Source organism: Bacillus sp. 37MA, assembly GCF_000372765.1.
GTDB classification, from domain to species: Bacteria; Bacillota; Bacilli; order Bacillales; family Domibacillaceae; genus Domibacillus; species Domibacillus aminovorans.
This window is the reverse complement of record NZ_KB889752.1, coordinates 940,471-958,876: the sequence shown is the minus strand read 5'-3', so window position 1 is coordinate 958,876 and position 18,406 is coordinate 940,471. Positions and strand designations below refer to the sequence as shown.

Below are 18,406 nucleotides of genomic sequence, written 5' to 3'. Positions count from 1 at the left end.
TTTTAACGAATACGTGGATCAAGAGCAGCACAAGCTATATCCACAATCATATTTACAAGCACAAAAATTGCAGTATTAAATAAAACATAGCATTGAATCACCGGATAATCTCGATTAAATACAGCAGAGACAAAAAATCTACCTATACCTGGCCATGCAAATACATTTTCTACAATAACCGAACCAGCCAGCATATATCCAAATCCCATTCCAGCGACAGTAATAACTGGCAACAAAGCATTTTTTAAGACATGCTTTACAATGACCGTCCTCTCTCGTAATCCTCTTGCACGGGCATAAAAAACAAATGGCTGATTGAAATTTTCCAGCATACTGGTTCGTAGTAATCTTGCATAGGTAGAGATATGTGCTAATGCTAGGGTCAGTGATGGTAAAACAAGGTGAAATAATGTCCCCTTCCCGGATGTTGGTAATAAATTTAATTGCAAAGAAAAGAAATAAATCAGCAGAAATCCTAGCCAAAAACCAGGCATTGAAGCCCCAACATAAGAAAACATCCTGCTTATTTGATCGAAAAGCTTATCTTTGTAGAGCGCAGAAAATACCCCTATTGGAAGGCTTAGAATGAGCATCAATATGAACGCCGTGACGGTAAGCTGTACTGTTGCTGGAATATAGATCATCATCTCATCCCATACAGGCTGTTTAGTGACAAACGATGTTCCGAAATCAAGCTGCACTGCTTTATATAACCAGTCTACATATTGAGCATAAAGTGGTTTATCTAATCCAAGCTCCCCCCGAACTTCCTGTATCGCTTCTTCAGTTGGTACCCCATTTGATAGTCGTAAGTATGCTTCTGCAGGTTCTACAGGTACTAAATGAATCAAAATAAATGTAATAAAAGATACGCCTACCAATATGGGGATCATACTAGCTAGACGTTTAATGATAAACCCAAACATTTCTGACTCCTCAAATAATGTAGTATCAATCTATTTTATTGAATAATATTTCTTATATCTTTTTTATAGCCCCTTTATCGTTGATAAGGGGGCTATTTTATTATTTCTTATTTAATTTCAATATCTTGCAGTGGCACTTCGTATTGTTGAGGAGTAAAAGTAACTCCACTCACATTTTTTTGATAGACGGCGAAATTAGAAATATATGAAATAGGTAAATATACGGCTTGTTCATGCAATGTACCTAAAATATATTTGTATAAATCTTGTCTTGTTTTTTCATCCGTACTGATCAGAACTTCGTTAATTTTTTGATCGATTTCTTTTTTCATCGGTAGACCTAACTGCGCTTGATAATCACCATGTGAAGGATGGCGCATAGTAGCTACTAAAGAGTGAGGGTCATAAGGGGCACCCCACGTTTCACTAAAGATTAGGTTAAATTCACCATTTTTTTGTTTTTTCACATGAGACTGATATTCAGATCCTACGAGATTTACTTTGATTCCGAGCTTGCTGTATTCTCCTTGCATCGCCTCTGCAACGGCTTTCTGCACATTGTCATCACTGACGTAAGCAAAATCTAATTCTAAAGGTTTCCCATCCTTTTCACGCATCTGTTTTCCGTCAGATAATTTCCAACCCGACTCATCAAGAAGCTGCTTTGCTTTTTCTATATCATAATCCATAGGTTTAAGCCCCAGATTAGAATAAGGAAAGTTAGGAGCAAACAACGTATCCGCTTTTTTCTCAAACCCATAGAACAAATTATCAATCAGAGCCTGTTTATTAAGTCCGTATTGTAATGCTTGACGAACCTTCAAATCTTTCGTAGCTCCTTTGTTTGAGTTAACGGCCAGTACACGAGTTGATAGTGGTTCAGAGAACTTCGCTTCGTACTTACCGGATTCTTTCAACGATTTAAAAGAATCAAGGCTAATGAGCCCAGTTCCAAAGATGAGATCTAATTCTCCTTTTTCAAAAGCTAGTACACGCGTCTCCCCGTCTGGGATAATTTTAACTACAACTTTCTCAAGCTTTGGTTTCTCGCCCCAGTAATTTTCGTTTCTTGTGAAAGTTGCATATTCATCTTTTTTGTATTCGCTTAGTACCCATGGACCTGTACCGATTGGTTTTTTAATTTCTTCCGTATTGTTACCGCTGTCAGGAAACCCTGCTTCACCAAGGAAACGAACAGGTCTAATTAACGCTAATTCCTGCAACACTGGGTAGTAAGGATTTTCGAACGAAATTTTGAGCGTATAATCGTCTACTGCTTCTACACTTTTCATTTGATTAATCAGTTCTAACCAATCGTGCTTATTTGCATTAGCAAGGATAGCATCTAAATTTTTCTTGGCAATGTTGGAATTAAAATCAGATCCATCAGAGAATTTGACACCTTGGCGTAAGTGAAATGTGTATTCTTTACCGTCTTTGGAAATATCCCAACTCTCTGCAAGGGCAGGTTCAATCTTTCCTCCTTCTACGTACTGAACAAGAGATTCATAAACCATTGCTTGTGCAAACCATTCATTTGGAGCATACATATGAGGATTTAAAGGACCGATATCCTTGTTCCAAGAAAGTGTCATTGTATTTGCATGACTGGTATCTTGCGTATTTACATTATTTTGAGATTTCGCCTTGTCTCCCTGACTACAGCCCATTATTAGCATAGACAGAGCCACAATTATGGCGAATATAGAAAATAAATTTGAACTTTTCCGACTATTCAATTTACAGCACCTCATATTTTCAGTAAAAAATTCTTTTGATTTAATTTCATGATATTTCTTCTAGTAAGTAGAGTTAAACGACTTATTATTAAACAGCTTCCTTCTTTTGTTCCTTTTTGAGTTGATTTCTCCGGTACCCTGGAATGAATACTAGAGCTAATAAACAACAAATGGAGCATGTGATAAACATAAGAGAAAAAGAAGTACCATCTGCAAGAGGACCCATCACCAATGCCCCCATGGCAAATCCTAAATCGGCAGCACCAATAAATAGACCCAATAAAAATCCTCGATTTTGATGTGGGACTGAGAATGAAACAAATGTTAAAAGTGCTGGATATAGTAGTGAGAACGCGACTCCATTACAAATTGCAGCGATAGACAACCAAATAGGGGAATTACTTACCCCAATGAGCAATGTTCCACCTGCAGCAAGAGTAATGGTTAAAAACACTACTTTATAAGGGACCGTACCGTCAGATGGAATCCATTTACGTCCCCAGAAACGAGAAAACACAAGAACAAGAGTCTGTATGAGAAAATAGATTTCTGCAAAATTTGATCCGTTTTGTTCTAAGTATAAGGGTAAAAATGTAAATATCGCTCCATTTGCAATGGAAGCAAGTAACATGATTCCCGAAGACAATAACAGGATGCGATGTTTCCAAGATCCAAGAAAAGGTGAATGGTTCGATTGTTTATGTTCTATTTGGCTTTGAACTTGTCTAGAAATAAGCAATCCGAAAACAAAATTTCCTACCCCCATTGTGAAAAACAAAAAGAAAATCCAAGACATCGGCATGTAGTCTTTTAATAGTAACGCTATTGCCGGCCCGAAGGTGGTAGGCAGGATAGTGGCTAAGGAGTACAAAGATAATCCTTGCGCCCGCATTCGCTCAGACAGCAAATCGATTGTGATAATCTCCATTGCGGTTGAAAAAAAAGCCGCAACCACTCCTTGAATCAGCCGTACAATAACAAACATCCCGATGCTAGGAAAAAAATATCCTGAAAGTGAAATCGCAAAGATCAATAAACCGATGACAAAGACTTTACCTGTTCCGTATCGATCAATAATCTTGCCTGCAATCGGTCGTGCAATCGTCGAAGCAAGCATTGTGGCCCCCATTATGAAACCAATTTGGGTTTTACTTGCCCCAATGGTAATAGAATAGAATGGAAGAACCATCAATACCATATAGATAATGGAGTAAAATAAAATCGTGACAGCATATACCTGTAATGCTTTTAAAGAAAATGGATGTTCTTGAACGGTCATTGCAACGTCACCTGTTCAAGAAACCGACTAGGAGAATCAAGCAATTCATCTAATTCCGGTTGATAATTAGCTGTCTCTATCGGATTCGTACTATGGGGTTCAAGTTTTTTTGCACGAATGCGCATTTCTTCCGGAGTGAGATATGTACGTAATCCTAGCTCTGTTAGCCATTCATCGTTATAAATAGTAGGTAGGTAACGTTCTCCATTATCAGCCGCCATACAAACAATCCTCTTATTTGCACCCATTAATTGTGCTGCTTTCCAAGCCGCAACCATACCAGCTCCGGTAGAACCTCCTCCCATAATCCCTTCGTGCTTAGCTAGAAGGCGACACATTAAAAAAGCATCTTCATCTGGAACTTTATATACCTCATCAATCAAGCTTAAATTATCGATGTTGGTAGGTGTCCAGCTTAGCCCCATTCCAGGTAATAAATAAGCATGGGCATGTCCCCCAAAAATGGTAGAGCCGACAGCATCTACAGCAATAATTTTGACATGAGGAGCATGTTTTTTGAAGTATCGAGAAAATCCACCAATCTGACCACCAGTACTAACAGTTAATACAACAGCATCTATATCTCCATCACATTGTTCCATTAACTCCTGAGCAGTTTGATGATAATGTGCTTGTCCATTCCACGGATTGAAGCATTGATCCGGCCGAAAGGAATTAGGAATTTCACGATGAAGTTTGTTCGCTAATGCAATTCTCGTTTTGTGATAAGATCCGCTATCATCTTGTTCAGTAACGACAATGACCTCTGCTCCAAAGGCATTCATCATCGCTAGATTTACAGGGGTCGTTTTTGGATCAACGAGAACAATGACTCGGTAACCTTTAGCCGCTCCAATCATAGCCAGTGAGATGCCGAAATTCCCTGATGAAGATTCGATAATGGTTCCCCCTGGTTTCAACCATCCTTTTTGTTCAGCTTGTTCTATAATAAAAAGTGCTGGTCGATCCTTAATACTTCCACCTGGATTGGTCCGCTCCATCTTTAGTAAAATATCTGAATCGTTTGATTGAAGTAGATTAGTTAAACGAATTAATGGCGTATGTCCAACTGTTTCTAATACCGTACGCATGTATATTCCTCCTTTAGGGATCTTGTTATTTCATTATTTTAAATTTCAATCCATTTTACTAAGTATTCAAGAGGTACACTTTTCAGCTGATTTCCCTTCATCTTGATTTGACTTTTCTGCTTTTACATCTCCCATTTTTTCTCTTCTCTTTTATTTTTGTTTGGAAGAAAATACCACTATTTAAATCTTCCATAATTGCTTAAATAGCTTCTTCAAAAACAAGGGTTAGAGAAAACATAGGTTTCAGCAATACAAATAATACCATTTGATGTTTTGAACATTCTCTGTCACTCGATTAATAACTTTATGTCACGATAGACGGTCGCTCTAGACACAGCTAATCTTTTACTAACTTTAGAAACCCGAGAGGTCTCTTCTCACTCTATTCATGTTAATATTTGTTGTTTTTATTCTCAACATAACATCCAATCCCTCCATTCACTTTTAAAATATTGAACAAATTCGACTTTTAAACTTATCGAATGTATCCATAAACACAATAAAAACCTTATTTTCATCGTGTTTTTTAGCGTTCCGTCTATTGTCATCATAATAATCGAATTTGTATGTGAGTAAATTGTAAAAAACGGTATATAATGTTACTCTTTAACATTTTTAACAATCACGGATTATGGTTTTCAAATGTGAGGGAGGACAAAAGTTTAGTAAACAAGCTTTTATGGTAGTTGGAACGGGGTTAGATTATTACGTTGTTCATATCGAGTGCATGCATTGAATCCGAATGCGGTAAAAGCGACCCAGTTGTTGAACATAAAATAATGAACAGAGTTTTATGACAGGAAATAAAATAAAAACTCGTCCTTTCTGAACATGAATGATCGTGTTCAGAATAGGACGAGTTTTAGAACAGAGAAGTTAAATAATCGGTTAATAAATCCATAAATGAAAAAGCATCAGTAAAAATGTGCAGTGCACTTTTACTGATGCTTTATTTTAAGAGATATTTTGGAAGCCGAATTCTTATCGATAGTAATGACACGAGGTTTAAAGACATGAAAAGAGAGCAAAGCTTTCCCGAAAAATCGCTTTATAGCCTTTTTGACCTCATGTTATGCTTAAATAAAAATCGTTGGTGTTTCCTTTCAAATCAACAGCACGTTACACTTTCATAATCTTCTATTTTATTGAACGTACATATTCAGCTAATTTTAAAATTTCACCATCTGTAAACGCAGGCTTCCCTTCATATTGAATTCGTTCAATAACCTCTTCAATCGTTTTTGCACTGCCATCATGAAAATAAGGTGCAGTTGCCCATACCCCTCTTAATGTTGGAACATCAAAATGAAGAGTATCTCTTGGGTTTGAATAACCTGCTCTTGCATCACCTTTAGATGGTTTATCTAACGGATTAGTAGTACCGATATCATGCAAAAAATTAGTATTGTTAGTTGTCAAATTACTATTTTCATCAACAGCCTTTACACTATCTGTAAACTGAGGTCCTGCATGACAAGTAATACATCCTGCTTTCCCTTCAAATAATTCTCTACCTTCTTCTGCTGTATTTGTCAGACTTCCATCCTTATTACGATAAGGACTTTTTGGTACAGGGAATGAGTTCGGATCATCAAGATAGGCAAACATCGCATCATACATATGCTCTACTTCTTTTGGAAGCGGCTTACTAGGATCAAGCTCCATCATACCACCCATTTCGCCCTGAACGGTTAAAAGGTAATCTTTAAAGTCATCACGGCTTCCATCCCACATAAATAACCCGGTTTTTGTAGTTAAAACATTACTTGGTACATCTCGTGGACCTTTTGAGGTCATTAGCGGTAATGCGTTGATTTCGCCGTCGCTATGACAAGAAATACAGCTCATCCAGTTATTACCTGTAATTCCAGTCGCAAACTCATCGCTATTGGCACTATAAAAAATTGTTTTCCCTTCCCGTACTAGTGGGGAAAGAGGGTCTTTTGATATCAATACAAGATTTTCACTTTTCATTTTGACGCGAGCGTAGGATCCCTCACCCCCGGTCGAAATTTCAGCAAGATCATGACTCATTGCATTATGAACATAAATAGTTTCGCCATCCGGTGAAATCACTGCACCCCTTGGATTATTTCCTTCAATTCTTCTTAAACTTTGCGTTGCGTTCCCTCCACGATTTAAATCGAACACAACGAGATCTTCACTCCCAGACATGACAACATATGCTTTGTTGCCGTTTGGTTGAAAGACGACATCATAAGGATTCGCGAAAATGATTGTCTCATTCTTTTCATCTGTAATATTCATTTCTTCGAACAATTCTTTCCGTTCATCAATAATCTCTTCATCTGTTGTTAAATCAATAACAGAGATGGCTGGAAAAATTGTTTCTTGAAAGTGAATGGGTGTATCAACATTTGTTAACATGTGAGGAATCCAAGCTTTTTTTCCATCTGGTGAAACAACAAATTGTTCCAATGCATTTGGAATCCCTTGGCTTTTTTTGCGATCATTTTTATCAGGTGAAACGGCAAGATTAATCACTTTTTTTATTTCTTCAGTTTTGGTATTGATGACACTAATTTTTCCCTCTAGATAATGTGGTACATATAACTTATGCCCATCTGCCGTAATCGCTAATGTTCTCGGTCGATCACCAACTTCAATCTCAGACTCTACCTTTTTTTCACTTAGATCGATTACTGATATTGTGTTAGATCGATAGTTTGCAGCATACAGCCTTTTACCGTCCTGACTTGTTACAATACCATAAGGTTCAATTCCGACATCAAGGGAATCAACCACTTTTTCTTTTTCAATGGAAATGATGTCAATTTTATTGTCATACCTACAGGAAACATACAATATATCTTCATCTGGTGAAAGGGTTAGCTGTACGGGGGATTTTCCGACTGGTATTTCAGCTGTCACCTTTTTTGTTTGACTGTCAACAACGGTAACTGTATTTATATCAATATTGGCAATATAAATGGTATCGCCAGCCTTATTCATAATAATATTGTTGCTGTTTACAGCATAGTTCCGAACAACTTCTGGCTCTTTCTCTTTTACTACTGTTTTTATTCCTTCCTTACAACCAACTAACGCCCCCATTAATAGGAGCGTTAACCAGAAAAGGGCAATTTTCTTCACGATTATCTACCCTCTTTATCTTATTTTTTTACTTCAACAGGTACAAGAACAGGAGCAATGCCGTATTTTCCATGTCCAGCTTGAGTTTGTGGAACTTGATCCCCATCTGTATTTCCAGACTCATCACTATCAATGTAGAAATCCCCTGTATCCCAGAATTCACTAGCCTGCATTCCTTGTTCAAGATCCGGACCATCTATGACTGTCTCATAAAAATCAACATATCGTGAAATAATGGTTTCCATTTCTAATGCTTCTGGCTGCTTTTCATCACCTTCAACGTTACTTAGATTATTAATTGCTGAACGTAAGACAGCAGATACTCCACCTGCAGTAAAAGCATCATATTTCATTTCGTCTTTCACAGTTTCATAGGCTTTGGCCTTACTATCCCAAAGCGTTTCATCCGTTGCTTGATAAACGGTTCGCGCAGCATTACGATATTTTTCATCTTTTGTCGCAAGATATGCTGCTGTTAAGCCACGAACGGCTCCAAGTTGTGCATTTAATGTAATTTCCTCATCTGCACCTTTACCGAATGTATAGCCTTTTGCAACTAAGCCTGAATCTGTCATCAGTTTATCAATTATAAAATCTGCTTGTTTTGTAATTAGTTCAATTGCACGTTTTCCTTCAGCTGTATTTAATCCTTTAGCGTCTTCTGCATTTGAATATCCAACTGGAAGACCATCGATTGCACGCTGGAAGATTCGAAGTGATTCAATTGTATAACCTGCATTAAACGTGTCTACATAATTTCCTTGCTCTTTACCATTATGTTCAACTACAAATGCACCTTCTTCTTCATTAAAGTGCATGGCATCAATATTTTTAAACACATGAAGCAATACATCACGGTTAACAGAATATGGATCATTTGATGTCACATCGTTTTCTGCATTGTTATCAAGATTTACTTGTGCTGCAGAAGGATAAGGATCATTATCAAAAAGCGCTCTGAATGATGGTGCGACATTTTCATTTTCCATACGCTGATCTGTCGTTCCGAAAAATTCAGATGAAGGCCAGAGCATTAACCATTGATCTGTTAAAACACTACGCGCATCTGTTACTTCTAATGACTCAGCATTTGGCACGTCCATATTTCCGTCTTCTGTTACTTGAATTGTATGGGGTAAATAAACAAAACCTTTTGATGGATCATACTGACTTCCAACATTTGCAGCAGTTAATCCATTATCATTTGAACTGTAAAATAAGTGATTTCGAACATAATTTAATTTGTTCCATATTTCCTCTATTAAAATTGCTCCTTGCATACCATCCGCTGAGCTAACACCAAGAGCAATGTTTTCATCATGATCGTCTGTTGGCTTTTCACCTTCCAATTCTTCATCACTGTCTACAGTATGAAATCCCCCCATAAAATCTCCGGCCCAAAGAGCTTGTTTTAAGAATGTTCCCCCATAGGCTGCCGGATTTAATACTTTATCCATTTTAGTACGATCCCATCGAAGCGACTTGAAGTTAACTTGATATTCAGGAACGTATGTATTTTCTTCACCTGACGCATATTTAGAAGTATCTACTTCTTGAACATAATGAGGATCACCTTTTGCATATTCAATAAAGGTCGGAAACATATTTCTAAAAATCTCTTCACGGGGATAGCCAACTGCATCGGCTAATTTATAGAAACGCTCTCCTAATAGTTCATGTGATTCTTTCCCTTGCTTTTCTGCTAATTCTTTGACAACAGGACCATTAATTAAATGTAATCCTAATCCTGATTTTTCAACTACTTCATACATAGCTTCCTCTGAATATTCATATGATTCGATTCCTGCTGTATAATCAAACTTTGTAGGTGAATCTAATTTTTTCGGATCAAGAACATCCAAATCAAGGCCTAGTCCCTCTACTAAAGGTTCCCCTGATAGTTCAAATTCTGCATAAGCGAACATGTTGCCCGCTGTATCGAACGTATAATCTGTAACAGGAACAGATACGCTACTTGTTTGTGGTTTTGTTTCTTCTTTTACTGTTTTTTTCTCATACGAGCAAGCGCTCGTTAATAATAGTGATGAAGCCAATGCAACTGTCGTCATCACTTTCCATGGTTGTGATTTCATTATAGTTTGTCTCCTTTATTCATCACTCTATAATTAATATTAACATTTCTATATTTATTTTCAATTGAAAATAATATTCATTATCATGTATTTAAATAATGACGTTATGATACAAAAAATAAATTAAAAACTATTTAAAATAATATTAAAAAAAGTTAATTTTTTACCCTTATGTTCGGTGGGTGCCTTTCTTATGATTATCAAAGATTTAAACATACTTATTAACGTTAAAAGTGAAAAGACACTCATTATAGTATGTAAAATGAGTGAATAAATAGATGTATATAAATCTGAAAAACTGGTAAATATGATAGCATATTCCCCTATTTGTGACAAAGCATCTGCTTTCACCTAAGCAGATGCTCTTTTTTTGACGAGTTTCTTCTGTAAAGTCGTCATCATTTTTCCTCACTTCAACTATTTCTTTATCTTGAAAAATCATTTTTGACATAGCCAAAGCAAAAATCCTTATCTTCCCATCACAGTTATTCTTTTCTTATTCATAATTAAATTTTTTATTGGCAATCCAATAATTCGTTACAAAGAGTATCAGCACAATCCAAACAAGCGTTACTAGTGCGTTGTCTATTGCTTTTGAATTTACTGATCCTGTGATCAGCACTTCCATTGCATGTTTGCTCATACTTGCTGAGTTTACAAAATCGATAACTGTACTTAAACCAACAATAATTCTGCAACCTATAAGGAAAACAATTGAAATTAATGCGATAATACCCTGACTGTTAAAAATAGTACTAATCATCGTTGTAAAAGATACGATAAAAAGAACCCATACAAGATAAAATACTAGTGCAGTAATCATGTGTGAAAATGGAACATCTGTAAAGAGATAATTTACGTATAGATAAGAAGCAAAGTATCCAATTGCTACACTAAAAGCTGCTATCAAATAATTTGATACAATTTTTCCAGCTATATATGAAATAACCGTAACAGGTCGTGTTAAAATAAAGGCTAACATGCCATTTGCTTTATCTGTTTGAATAATACCCATCATTGAGATTGCAAGAATCATAAGCCCGAGCTGATCAAATTGAGATCCTAACGTGCTGGCTAGTACTTCTCCGCCTTTTTGAGCGGTCATGCTCGGATCAATTGTAATTCCCTGACTACCGCCTAATGCTCCCAAAATTGATGGCAAGTAATGAGTTACTATAGGCTGAGTTATCCCTAATAAGATAAAAACGATCGGTAGCCAAATAACTTTAAAATCACGTACCATTTGAACAAATTCTTTTTTTATCAGTACAATAAACTTATTCATTCCTTCACCACCAATTTTAAGAAGATTTCTTCTAAAGTATCGTTATTGATTTCGAATTTTACGATGTCCACTTTATGCTCAAGTGCATTTTCTAGTAACATATTTTTGTTTTTTTCGATGTTTTTAACTTTTATTTGGACTTTATGCCCAATGACCTCTATTTCCTTCACATAAGGTAATTTTTTTACAACGTCAATCCATTTTTGATCCTTTGCTGTGATTTCTACGTTTAGCTTATTTTTGCTATTGCGGTTTAACAGTTCGGTGATCGTTGTATCTTCTATTTTTGTTCCATTTTTTATAATTACAAATCGTCCGCATATTTCTTCCACATCGCCCAATATATGGGTTGATAATAAAATCGTTGTATCTTTTTTTATTTCTTCGATCAGGTTTAACACTTCTCTTCGGCCGATTGGATCTAATGCGGATACCGGTTCATCCATGACAATAAGCGAAGGCTTATGCAGTAGTGCTTGTGCAATACCGAGTCGCTGTTTCATTCCACCGGAAAATGTGCCAACTTTTGAATTTTCTTCGCCTCTTAGTCCAACTTTTGTCAAAATTTCAGGTATTGAGTTTGTTAATTCTTCTTTTTGCAATCCAGAAAGCTGCCCCATAAACGTAAGAGTTTCTTTCGCTGTCATCCAATGAAAAAAGTTAGGGTACTGTGGCAGGTAGCCAATTTCCCTTTTCATTTTCGATATTTTTTTCCCATCCAGCAAAACTTCGCCTGCTTGTGGGTCGATAATATCTGAAATCACTTTTATTAATGTGGATTTCCCAGCTCCATTCGGTCCGATCAAGCCGACACATTCTCCCGATCGCAGTTCCATCGAGAAATTATTGACAGCGATTTTTTCTTTAAATGTTTTCGTCACATTTTTGATTTCCAATTTCATAATCTCTCACTATCCTTTCGCCCTATAACAAAGTAAAGAATTGGACCAAGTGTATTAACAAAAAGGATAATAAATGTCCACATGAGAAGGCTTTTTCTCGTTTTTCTATGTCTGTATAAATCAATTAAAGCAATTAAAACTAATAAGATACCCACTGCAAAAAACGGCAATATTATGGGGATAAAAGCCATAAAGTCAATATCTTTTAATTCATCAAACCCATAGTGCAGTTGCATTTTTAACACTTCCTTTCCATCTTGTTATCGTTATTGATAATGATAACTTCAAAGGAAGTGCATTGCAATACCTATTCTCATTATTTATAATAAGAATAAAATTGATGGTAAATAGAAAAACAATTATTAAACACAAACGAGGAGAACATTATGGTTAATAAAGTTGAAGTTTTATTGCATCCAGTAAGAATGAAAATTTCTCAGGTACTAATGAGGAATAAAGACAATGGATTAACACCTTTAGAAATGGTAAAAATTATTAAAGATGTACCTCAAGCAACTTTATATAGACATATACAAGTCATGTTGGATTCTGGTATTATTCGCGTTATTAAAGAAAAAAAGGTGAAATCTGTTTCCGAAAAATATTACGCTTTAAATGAAATTGAGGCTAGGCTTAATGTAGAAGATTGGAAAAAAGCTTCTAGTGAGAAAAAGCTTGATTATGTTTCATATTATCAATTATCACTTATAACTCAATATCAAAGTTATCTTAAGAAATTAGAAGAACAAAACTGCCGGGAAGATGGTGCTACTTTTTCTTTAGTAGAATTAAAAATAGATGAGGAACACTTTATACAATTTCAAAACGAATTAAACGAATTAATGACAAAATACTACCATACCACGAGCAATGAAATAGATGCTCCAGTTCGAACAATCGCTGTTACAATTATTCCAGATACTTAAACGAATTAAATAATACTAACTTTTGTAGCGACCCGGTGATTGGAATGTTCGACAAATAGCTCATTATTTATCCGACAGTCATTTGAAAAGAAACTATTTTGAACAAAGATTGATCAAAATAGTTTCTTCTCTTATAATTACAATTCTATTTTTTATAAAAAAATTCGAGCATTTTCTTTAGTTCTTCAACTAACGCCCCTGTTTACGTAACAAGAACCCGATAGTTACATAGCTCTTTTTCTTGTGTAAAAAGCAAGAAAAAAATAAATCAAAGGTAGCGATACAATTAATCTAAACCAATTTTCTGCACCAAAGAAATATAGTGATGGTAGTACTAGTGTGATTCCACTAATTAATAATGCTTTCCAAGATTTTTTCCATAAACCCCATATAAATAAAAAAACCGAAGCCCCAATTAAGCACCAAAAAATAAGACCAAGCCAATAAAAACTCATTGATTCCCTCCTTTATTTCTTCATTATTTCTTTTACCCTCTGAGTGCTTAGAAAGAAACTAATGGTTGCTGTTCCCGCGCAAATATATGGTAGCATCGAATATCCCCAATTAGTGATGACATACCCTCCAATCATGGAACCTAGTGTAATCCCAATATAAAGGGCTGTATTATTCCATGCCATGACGATACCTCTTTTATCGGGATATTCAGCTGCAAGTCGAGCCTGATATGAGGTGAATCCTGCATATCCAACCAATGCCCACATGAACAGGAAAAAATAAATCCAATCTCCAGATGAAAAGAAAATACCTATGGAAATTAGGCTTATAGTTAATAAACCAAGTGTTACCTTAGAAATCATGCTTTCTCCGAACTTATTTATTAATTGCCCACTTGAAAGACTCCCCAAAACGGCACCAATTCCATAAAAGGTAACAGCTAATGCGATATCAGATGAGGAAAATTTGTTTTCGTAGTAAAGGGCGGCCCCTAGATATACATAAAGAGTATACATAGAAATTGCCCAGATAGCTGTTACACTAACTGAACCCAGTATTCTAAATAAATTCCCTTGTACGAGATTTCTAGTTGAATGCTTTTGGTGAATGGCTCTCCATGTTTTGAAGTTGACAATGGCTAAAGATGCCCCAATAGTAGCCATTCCAAAAAATACCGAACGCCAACCAACAAAATGCTGTAACAATGTTCCAAGAGGTGCCCCAGCCCAAAGGGCCATTAAATGCCCTGAAACAACAATAGAAAGCCATATTCCCCGTCGGTTAGGAGGCGCTATATCTCCAATGATTGCATAAATTAAAGGTGTAATAGATGCAACAGATAAGCCGGCAAAAACTCGACTGATGATTAACCATGAAAACGAAGGAGCAAGACCCGTTAATACATTAGAAATAACAAAGAGAAATAAGCCCAAGGTGATAAAGAAGCTCCTTCCCTTTTTATCGGATAACCACCCAAAAAAAGGAGCAGTAATAGCATATGTTACTGCAAAGCCTGTTACCATCCATCCTGCAATGGCAGAAGGAATCCCATACTCTTCAGAAATAAATGGCAATAATGGAGAAACCACAAATAAATCTGTTCCCATAAGAAACAATGTAATCCAACCCACGATCAAATGTACTCTACCTGTATGATACATATTGAGTACCTCCAATATAAGACCTTCCTAGATATTATTCATTTAAAGGTAGATTTAGGTATTCTATGATGTCTAAAAGAGGACAAAAAATCCCCTTATTATAAAGTGAAAATAAAGGTATTTAATTTTAAAAACAGAAACACTCATAACCCTGATCCGAGTAAGGACAAGGTTAAAATAAAGGTGTTTAATTTTTAATAAAAAATACTCCACCATACTAAAAAATATAACAATAAAGTCGTTTAATTCTCAGTGTTACTCCAAAATCGCGCCCAATCGTTGAATAACATAACTCGTGTTTTTAAACAACATTATTGTAAATGTAATAACTTTATCTGTAACCCACTGCGTAGAGGTAACTAATTCCAATATAGATGAGCCTCTAAACTTGATCTCTCTTATCCCACTCCTTCTCTTCAACGGACTGACTATGCAATAAATTTAGTATCTACTAACCGTAATTAAAGATGCTCACTCTCTCCTTTATTGACATAACAATCTGTAAAAATATAGTCTGTATTTTTCTGAATTTCGCATGTAAAGTTACAGTAATATATTTTTAAAAGGAGTGTTCTATTTTGTTTTTAAAGCTTACAAAAGAGCAACAACAATTAATGATTTCTGACATTCAATATTTCTTTTCACAAGAAAGAGATGAAGAAATAACTGAATTTGCTGCAGAAAGAGTATTAGATTTCGTTAAAGATTCACTTGCTCCTCATTTCTATAACGCTGCTGTTTTAGATGTTAAACATGTAGTTGAACAGCAATTTTCCTCACTTGAAGATGAAATATTAACTCTAGAACGTCCGATAAAAAGATAATTAATTTTTCAAGAGTGAATTAGATCATAGTTCACTCTTTTACTTCACAGTTTGTGTTTTACTGTTGATCAGCTCTCATTTCCTTTTTAGTTCATAGTTTGAATATACTGCCTATTACTCCACCATCTAATACTCATTGACTGTTTCCTAATTTCAAAATCCCTCTATGTTTAAATCCTCATTTAATGGGTATACATACTACTTAATCCAAATTTATTAAATAAAGGAGGAGTTCATATTATGTTACCGATCGAAATTTTTGGATGGATTATTTCAATGATTTTAGGCGTTGTCTTTATTGGTTCTTTAGTGGCACTACCAAAAGGAATGACCTCTAAAACTGAAACAGAGAAATCCTTTACACAGCAGACTATTTCAGAGAAAAAAATAAAGGATCGTCCAACAAAGAAGATTTCTTAATCTTTTAATTATTGTTGTTTTACTATACCCTTGTTAAACTAACCTGCCCCGTTCGTTTAACAAGGGTATCAACATCAGTCGCTAATAAAGCCTTAATCTAATGAACTTTAAATTAAAACCCTAAAAATCCCGTTAGAAGAATAACAAATCCAACGGGATTTTTTCTTTGGTTTATCCTTATTTATGGCTCACCGTAATGTATCTAACTGATACTTACCATTTAAAACCACTTCTTAAAAGGAGGGATACTTTGAGGGAAATTAAATAGGTTGAATGAATCATATTCCGTTTTCACTTCTCGAAGCCGCTTAAAATTATCTCCATAGTACGCTGTTGGCCAATCTTTGATATACCGATCCGGAAAATTCACATAGTCACCCGTTGTATATCGAGATAGTGCTCTCTTTAATTCTTCTATCCAGCGGATGTTTTGCCGTTCTTCTACGGAATTGTTCCATGTAGCCAGATACTCTTGAGCGATAATGGCGTCCCGGTAATAGAAAGCCGTTTCATTAGGGGCTATCCGGCCTGCTGCACCTCCCAAAGATTGATGCCATATGCCAGAATTTTCATTTGGAGCGTTTGCTAAAAATTGTTTCATCGTCAAGATTGCTTTAGGTGGAAAAGGTTTTTCAAGAAAGGATCCTGATCTCTTACGGAGAGCTGGTCGGTTTCCACTTGGTACGTCAAAGAATCGCACAGCTTCAATGTACGGGACTTCCTTTACCCATACACTTGTTGGTGAGCCGATGGTCGTTAAAGGCCGAAGAAGCTCCTTTAACTTGGATGATGGACCAACAAATTCACCTTGAGCGATAATTTGGTTTGCTTCCTTTGATTTTAATTCAATTTGTGAAGTTAAACGTTCATCCGTGTTAGGTGCCCAATTTTGCCATGCATTAAATGCAGCCTCGAAATCATCCCATCCCCATGTAACGGAGAAGACTGACACCTTTGAAATACGATGCAGCTTGAATGTAAGGGACGTGACAATACCAAAATTTCCGCCACCGCCTCCGCAACAAGCCCAAAATAGATCACTATTGTGATTCTTGTTTGCTTTAATAAGCTCGGCACCTCTATGTCCACTTGCCCTTACCATTTCAATTTCAATCAAATTGTCACAAGTAAGTCCAAACAGTCGTGTTAACATACCTATTCCCCCACCGAGTGTAAGGCCAATAACACCTACACTGCTTTCGGTGCCTGCTGGAATAGTCATACCGTATTCCCATAATTTATTATATACATGCCCCAAATTAGCGCCGGCTTCTATTTTCGCTGTCATTTCTTTACCATTGATAATAATTTCGTCCATTTCGCTGACATCAATGATCAGACCATCATTGACTAATGAAAAATTTTCATAGCTATGCCGGCCGCTCCTCATCCGAAATGGTGTACGATTTTCCCTTACCCACCTCAATGCATTTAATACATCTTCAGTATTTTGACAAAATACAATTTTACTCGGGAATTTTGGAATGCTTAAGTTATTATTTATTCTTGCCTGTTCATATTCAGAATCATCAGGGGTAACAATTCGCCCTGTAAGCTTTATCTTCTCCAAAATAGAACCCCTTTCTCAAATGATGTAGAGTGAATGTTATATACTATGAAAGACCTTTGAGAAAGGCACATGCTTAATAAGGGAGGAGTATGGATTTCGAAATGTCCGAGAATTTTGCAGATAAAAGGAATAACCTCAGCCTAAAGTGGATAAGTAAAAAATGGTAAGGTTCGCCTCCATTAATTCTAAAGATAGCTGCAGACTCTATGATGTACACCAACTTTTTCTTCAAGCTCTTTCTAAATTGTGAGTCTCTTTTCCTCCGTCCTTTTTATTAATACATTCCAAGTGTGAAATGCTCTTATTTCATGATTTGGCCGCTTTCTCATCTAACTAATTTCTCCCTTCCAAACATCTTTTTATTTCAATATATAAGTATAATTATTTTGAATTAGGCTCTGTTAAAATTCAGTACTAATTTTTAACCAAAGAAAAAAGACCGAAAAAAACCGGCCTTTTTGTCTGTTTTCTTGAATTTAATAATTCCTTTATTATATTATTTTCAAACTTCTTAACAATATAACCTTCTTCGGGAGGATTTTCCCTCAATTCAACTTTTTCTTCTTTCGAATCATCACTCTCTTCTTATCGAAAAAAGAATCAGCTCTTTTAGCCTGATTC

General features: G+C 35.9%; 15 protein-coding genes and 2 pseudogenes. 3 read left to right on the top strand and 14 right to left on the bottom strand.

Translation table 11 applies throughout. The annotated features are described in order from the left end of the window. Positions 1–2: 2 nt before the first annotated feature. The 11 genes and pseudogenes from nikB to A3M5_RS0105270 all read right to left on the bottom strand — a co-directional run bounded on the left by nikB (position 3) and on the right by A3M5_RS0105270 (position 12,665). The gene (nikB, locus tag A3M5_RS0105310; RefSeq protein ID WP_018392726.1) at positions 3–926 is read right to left on the bottom strand and encodes a nickel ABC transporter permease; all 924 of its coding nucleotides are present in this window, start codon (positions 924–926) and stop codon (positions 3–5) included. 107 nt (positions 927–1,033) lie between these two features. Next, entirely contained in the window at positions 1,034–2,680 is a 1,647-nt protein-coding gene (nikA, locus tag A3M5_RS0105305) for a nickel ABC transporter substrate-binding protein (protein ID WP_034298471.1), read from the bottom strand. Between the two features lie 73 nt (positions 2,681–2,753). Continuing rightward, positions 2,754–3,944, bottom strand: a complete 1,191-nt coding sequence (gene cntE / locus A3M5_RS0105300; protein WP_018392724.1) for a staphylopine family metallophore export MFS transporter CntE — start codon at positions 3,942–3,944, stop codon at positions 2,754–2,756. Beyond that, positions 3,941–5,035: a cysteine synthase family protein gene (locus A3M5_RS0105295; RefSeq protein ID WP_018392723.1), complete on the bottom strand. Its 1,095-nt coding sequence runs from the start codon at positions 5,033–5,035 to the stop codon at positions 3,941–3,943. Before A3M5_RS0105295 ends, cntE begins: the two co-directional genes overlap by 4 nt. 287 nt (positions 5,036–5,322) lie before the next feature. Further along, a pseudogene (locus A3M5_RS26570) lies at positions 5,323–5,385 on the bottom strand (HTH domain-containing protein); the annotation flags it as partial. A gap of 603 nt (positions 5,386–5,988) precedes the next feature. After that, positions 5,989–6,154 (bottom strand): annotated as a pseudogene (locus tag A3M5_RS26785) (IS6 family transposase); the annotation flags it as partial. An 18-nt stretch (positions 6,155–6,172) separates the two neighbouring features. Beyond that, on the bottom strand, positions 6,173–8,110 hold the full coding sequence (locus tag A3M5_RS0105290; protein ID WP_094777221.1) for a c-type cytochrome: 1,938 nt from the start codon (positions 8,108–8,110) through the stop codon (positions 6,173–6,175). A 59-nt stretch (positions 8,111–8,169) separates the two neighbouring features. Further along, positions 8,170–10,242, bottom strand: coding sequence for a hypothetical protein (locus tag A3M5_RS0105285; RefSeq protein WP_018392721.1), 2,073 nt, complete (start codon positions 10,240–10,242; stop codon positions 8,170–8,172). 496 nt (positions 10,243–10,738) lie between these two features. Further along, the gene (locus A3M5_RS0105280; RefSeq protein ID WP_018392720.1) at positions 10,739–11,527 is read right to left on the bottom strand and encodes an ABC transporter permease; all 789 of its coding nucleotides are present in this window, start codon (positions 11,525–11,527) and stop codon (positions 10,739–10,741) included. Continuing rightward, positions 11,524–12,429: an ABC transporter ATP-binding protein gene (locus A3M5_RS0105275; RefSeq protein WP_018392719.1), complete on the bottom strand. Its 906-nt coding sequence runs from the start codon at positions 12,427–12,429 to the stop codon at positions 11,524–11,526. The genes A3M5_RS0105280 and A3M5_RS0105275 overlap by 4 nt, the downstream gene beginning before the upstream one ends. Continuing rightward, positions 12,426–12,665: a PLD nuclease N-terminal domain-containing protein gene (locus tag A3M5_RS0105270; RefSeq protein WP_018392718.1), complete on the bottom strand. Its 240-nt coding sequence runs from the start codon at positions 12,663–12,665 to the stop codon at positions 12,426–12,428. The genes A3M5_RS0105275 and A3M5_RS0105270 overlap by 4 nt, the downstream gene beginning before the upstream one ends. Positions 12,666–12,815: 150 nt before the next feature. On the opposite strand from A3M5_RS0105270, the gene A3M5_RS0105265 reads away from it, so the two are divergent. Beyond that, on the top strand, positions 12,816–13,355 hold the full coding sequence (locus tag A3M5_RS0105265) for a helix-turn-helix domain-containing protein (protein WP_018392717.1): 540 nt from the start codon (positions 12,816–12,818) through the stop codon (positions 13,353–13,355). Positions 13,356–13,579: 224 nt separating this feature from the next. Here the strand turns inward: A3M5_RS0105265 and A3M5_RS0105260 are convergent, their stop codons facing one another. After that, the gene (locus A3M5_RS0105260; RefSeq protein ID WP_018392716.1) at positions 13,580–13,810 is read right to left on the bottom strand and encodes a hypothetical protein; all 231 of its coding nucleotides are present in this window, start codon (positions 13,808–13,810) and stop codon (positions 13,580–13,582) included. A 12-nt stretch (positions 13,811–13,822) separates the two neighbouring features. Further along, positions 13,823–14,971: an MFS transporter gene (locus A3M5_RS0105255; protein ID WP_018392715.1), complete on the bottom strand. Its 1,149-nt coding sequence runs from the start codon at positions 14,969–14,971 to the stop codon at positions 13,823–13,825. 578 nt (positions 14,972–15,549) lie between these two features. Here A3M5_RS0105255 and A3M5_RS0105250 point away from each other — a divergent pair. Continuing rightward, positions 15,550–15,795, top strand: a complete 246-nt coding sequence (locus tag A3M5_RS0105250; protein ID WP_018392714.1) for a DUF2164 domain-containing protein — start codon at positions 15,550–15,552, stop codon at positions 15,793–15,795. Positions 15,796–16,035: 240 nt separating this feature from the next. Continuing rightward, positions 16,036–16,215: a hypothetical protein gene (locus tag A3M5_RS22285; protein WP_018392713.1), complete on the top strand. Its 180-nt coding sequence runs from the start codon at positions 16,036–16,038 to the stop codon at positions 16,213–16,215. Positions 16,216–16,435: 220 nt separating this feature from the next. Here A3M5_RS22285 and A3M5_RS0105240 read toward each other — a convergent pair whose 3' ends face one another. Further along, complete coding sequence (locus A3M5_RS0105240) at positions 16,436–17,785, bottom strand: FAD-binding oxidoreductase (protein ID WP_018392712.1); 1,350 nt, start codon at positions 17,783–17,785, stop codon at positions 16,436–16,438. Positions 17,786–18,406 lie beyond the last annotated feature (621 nt).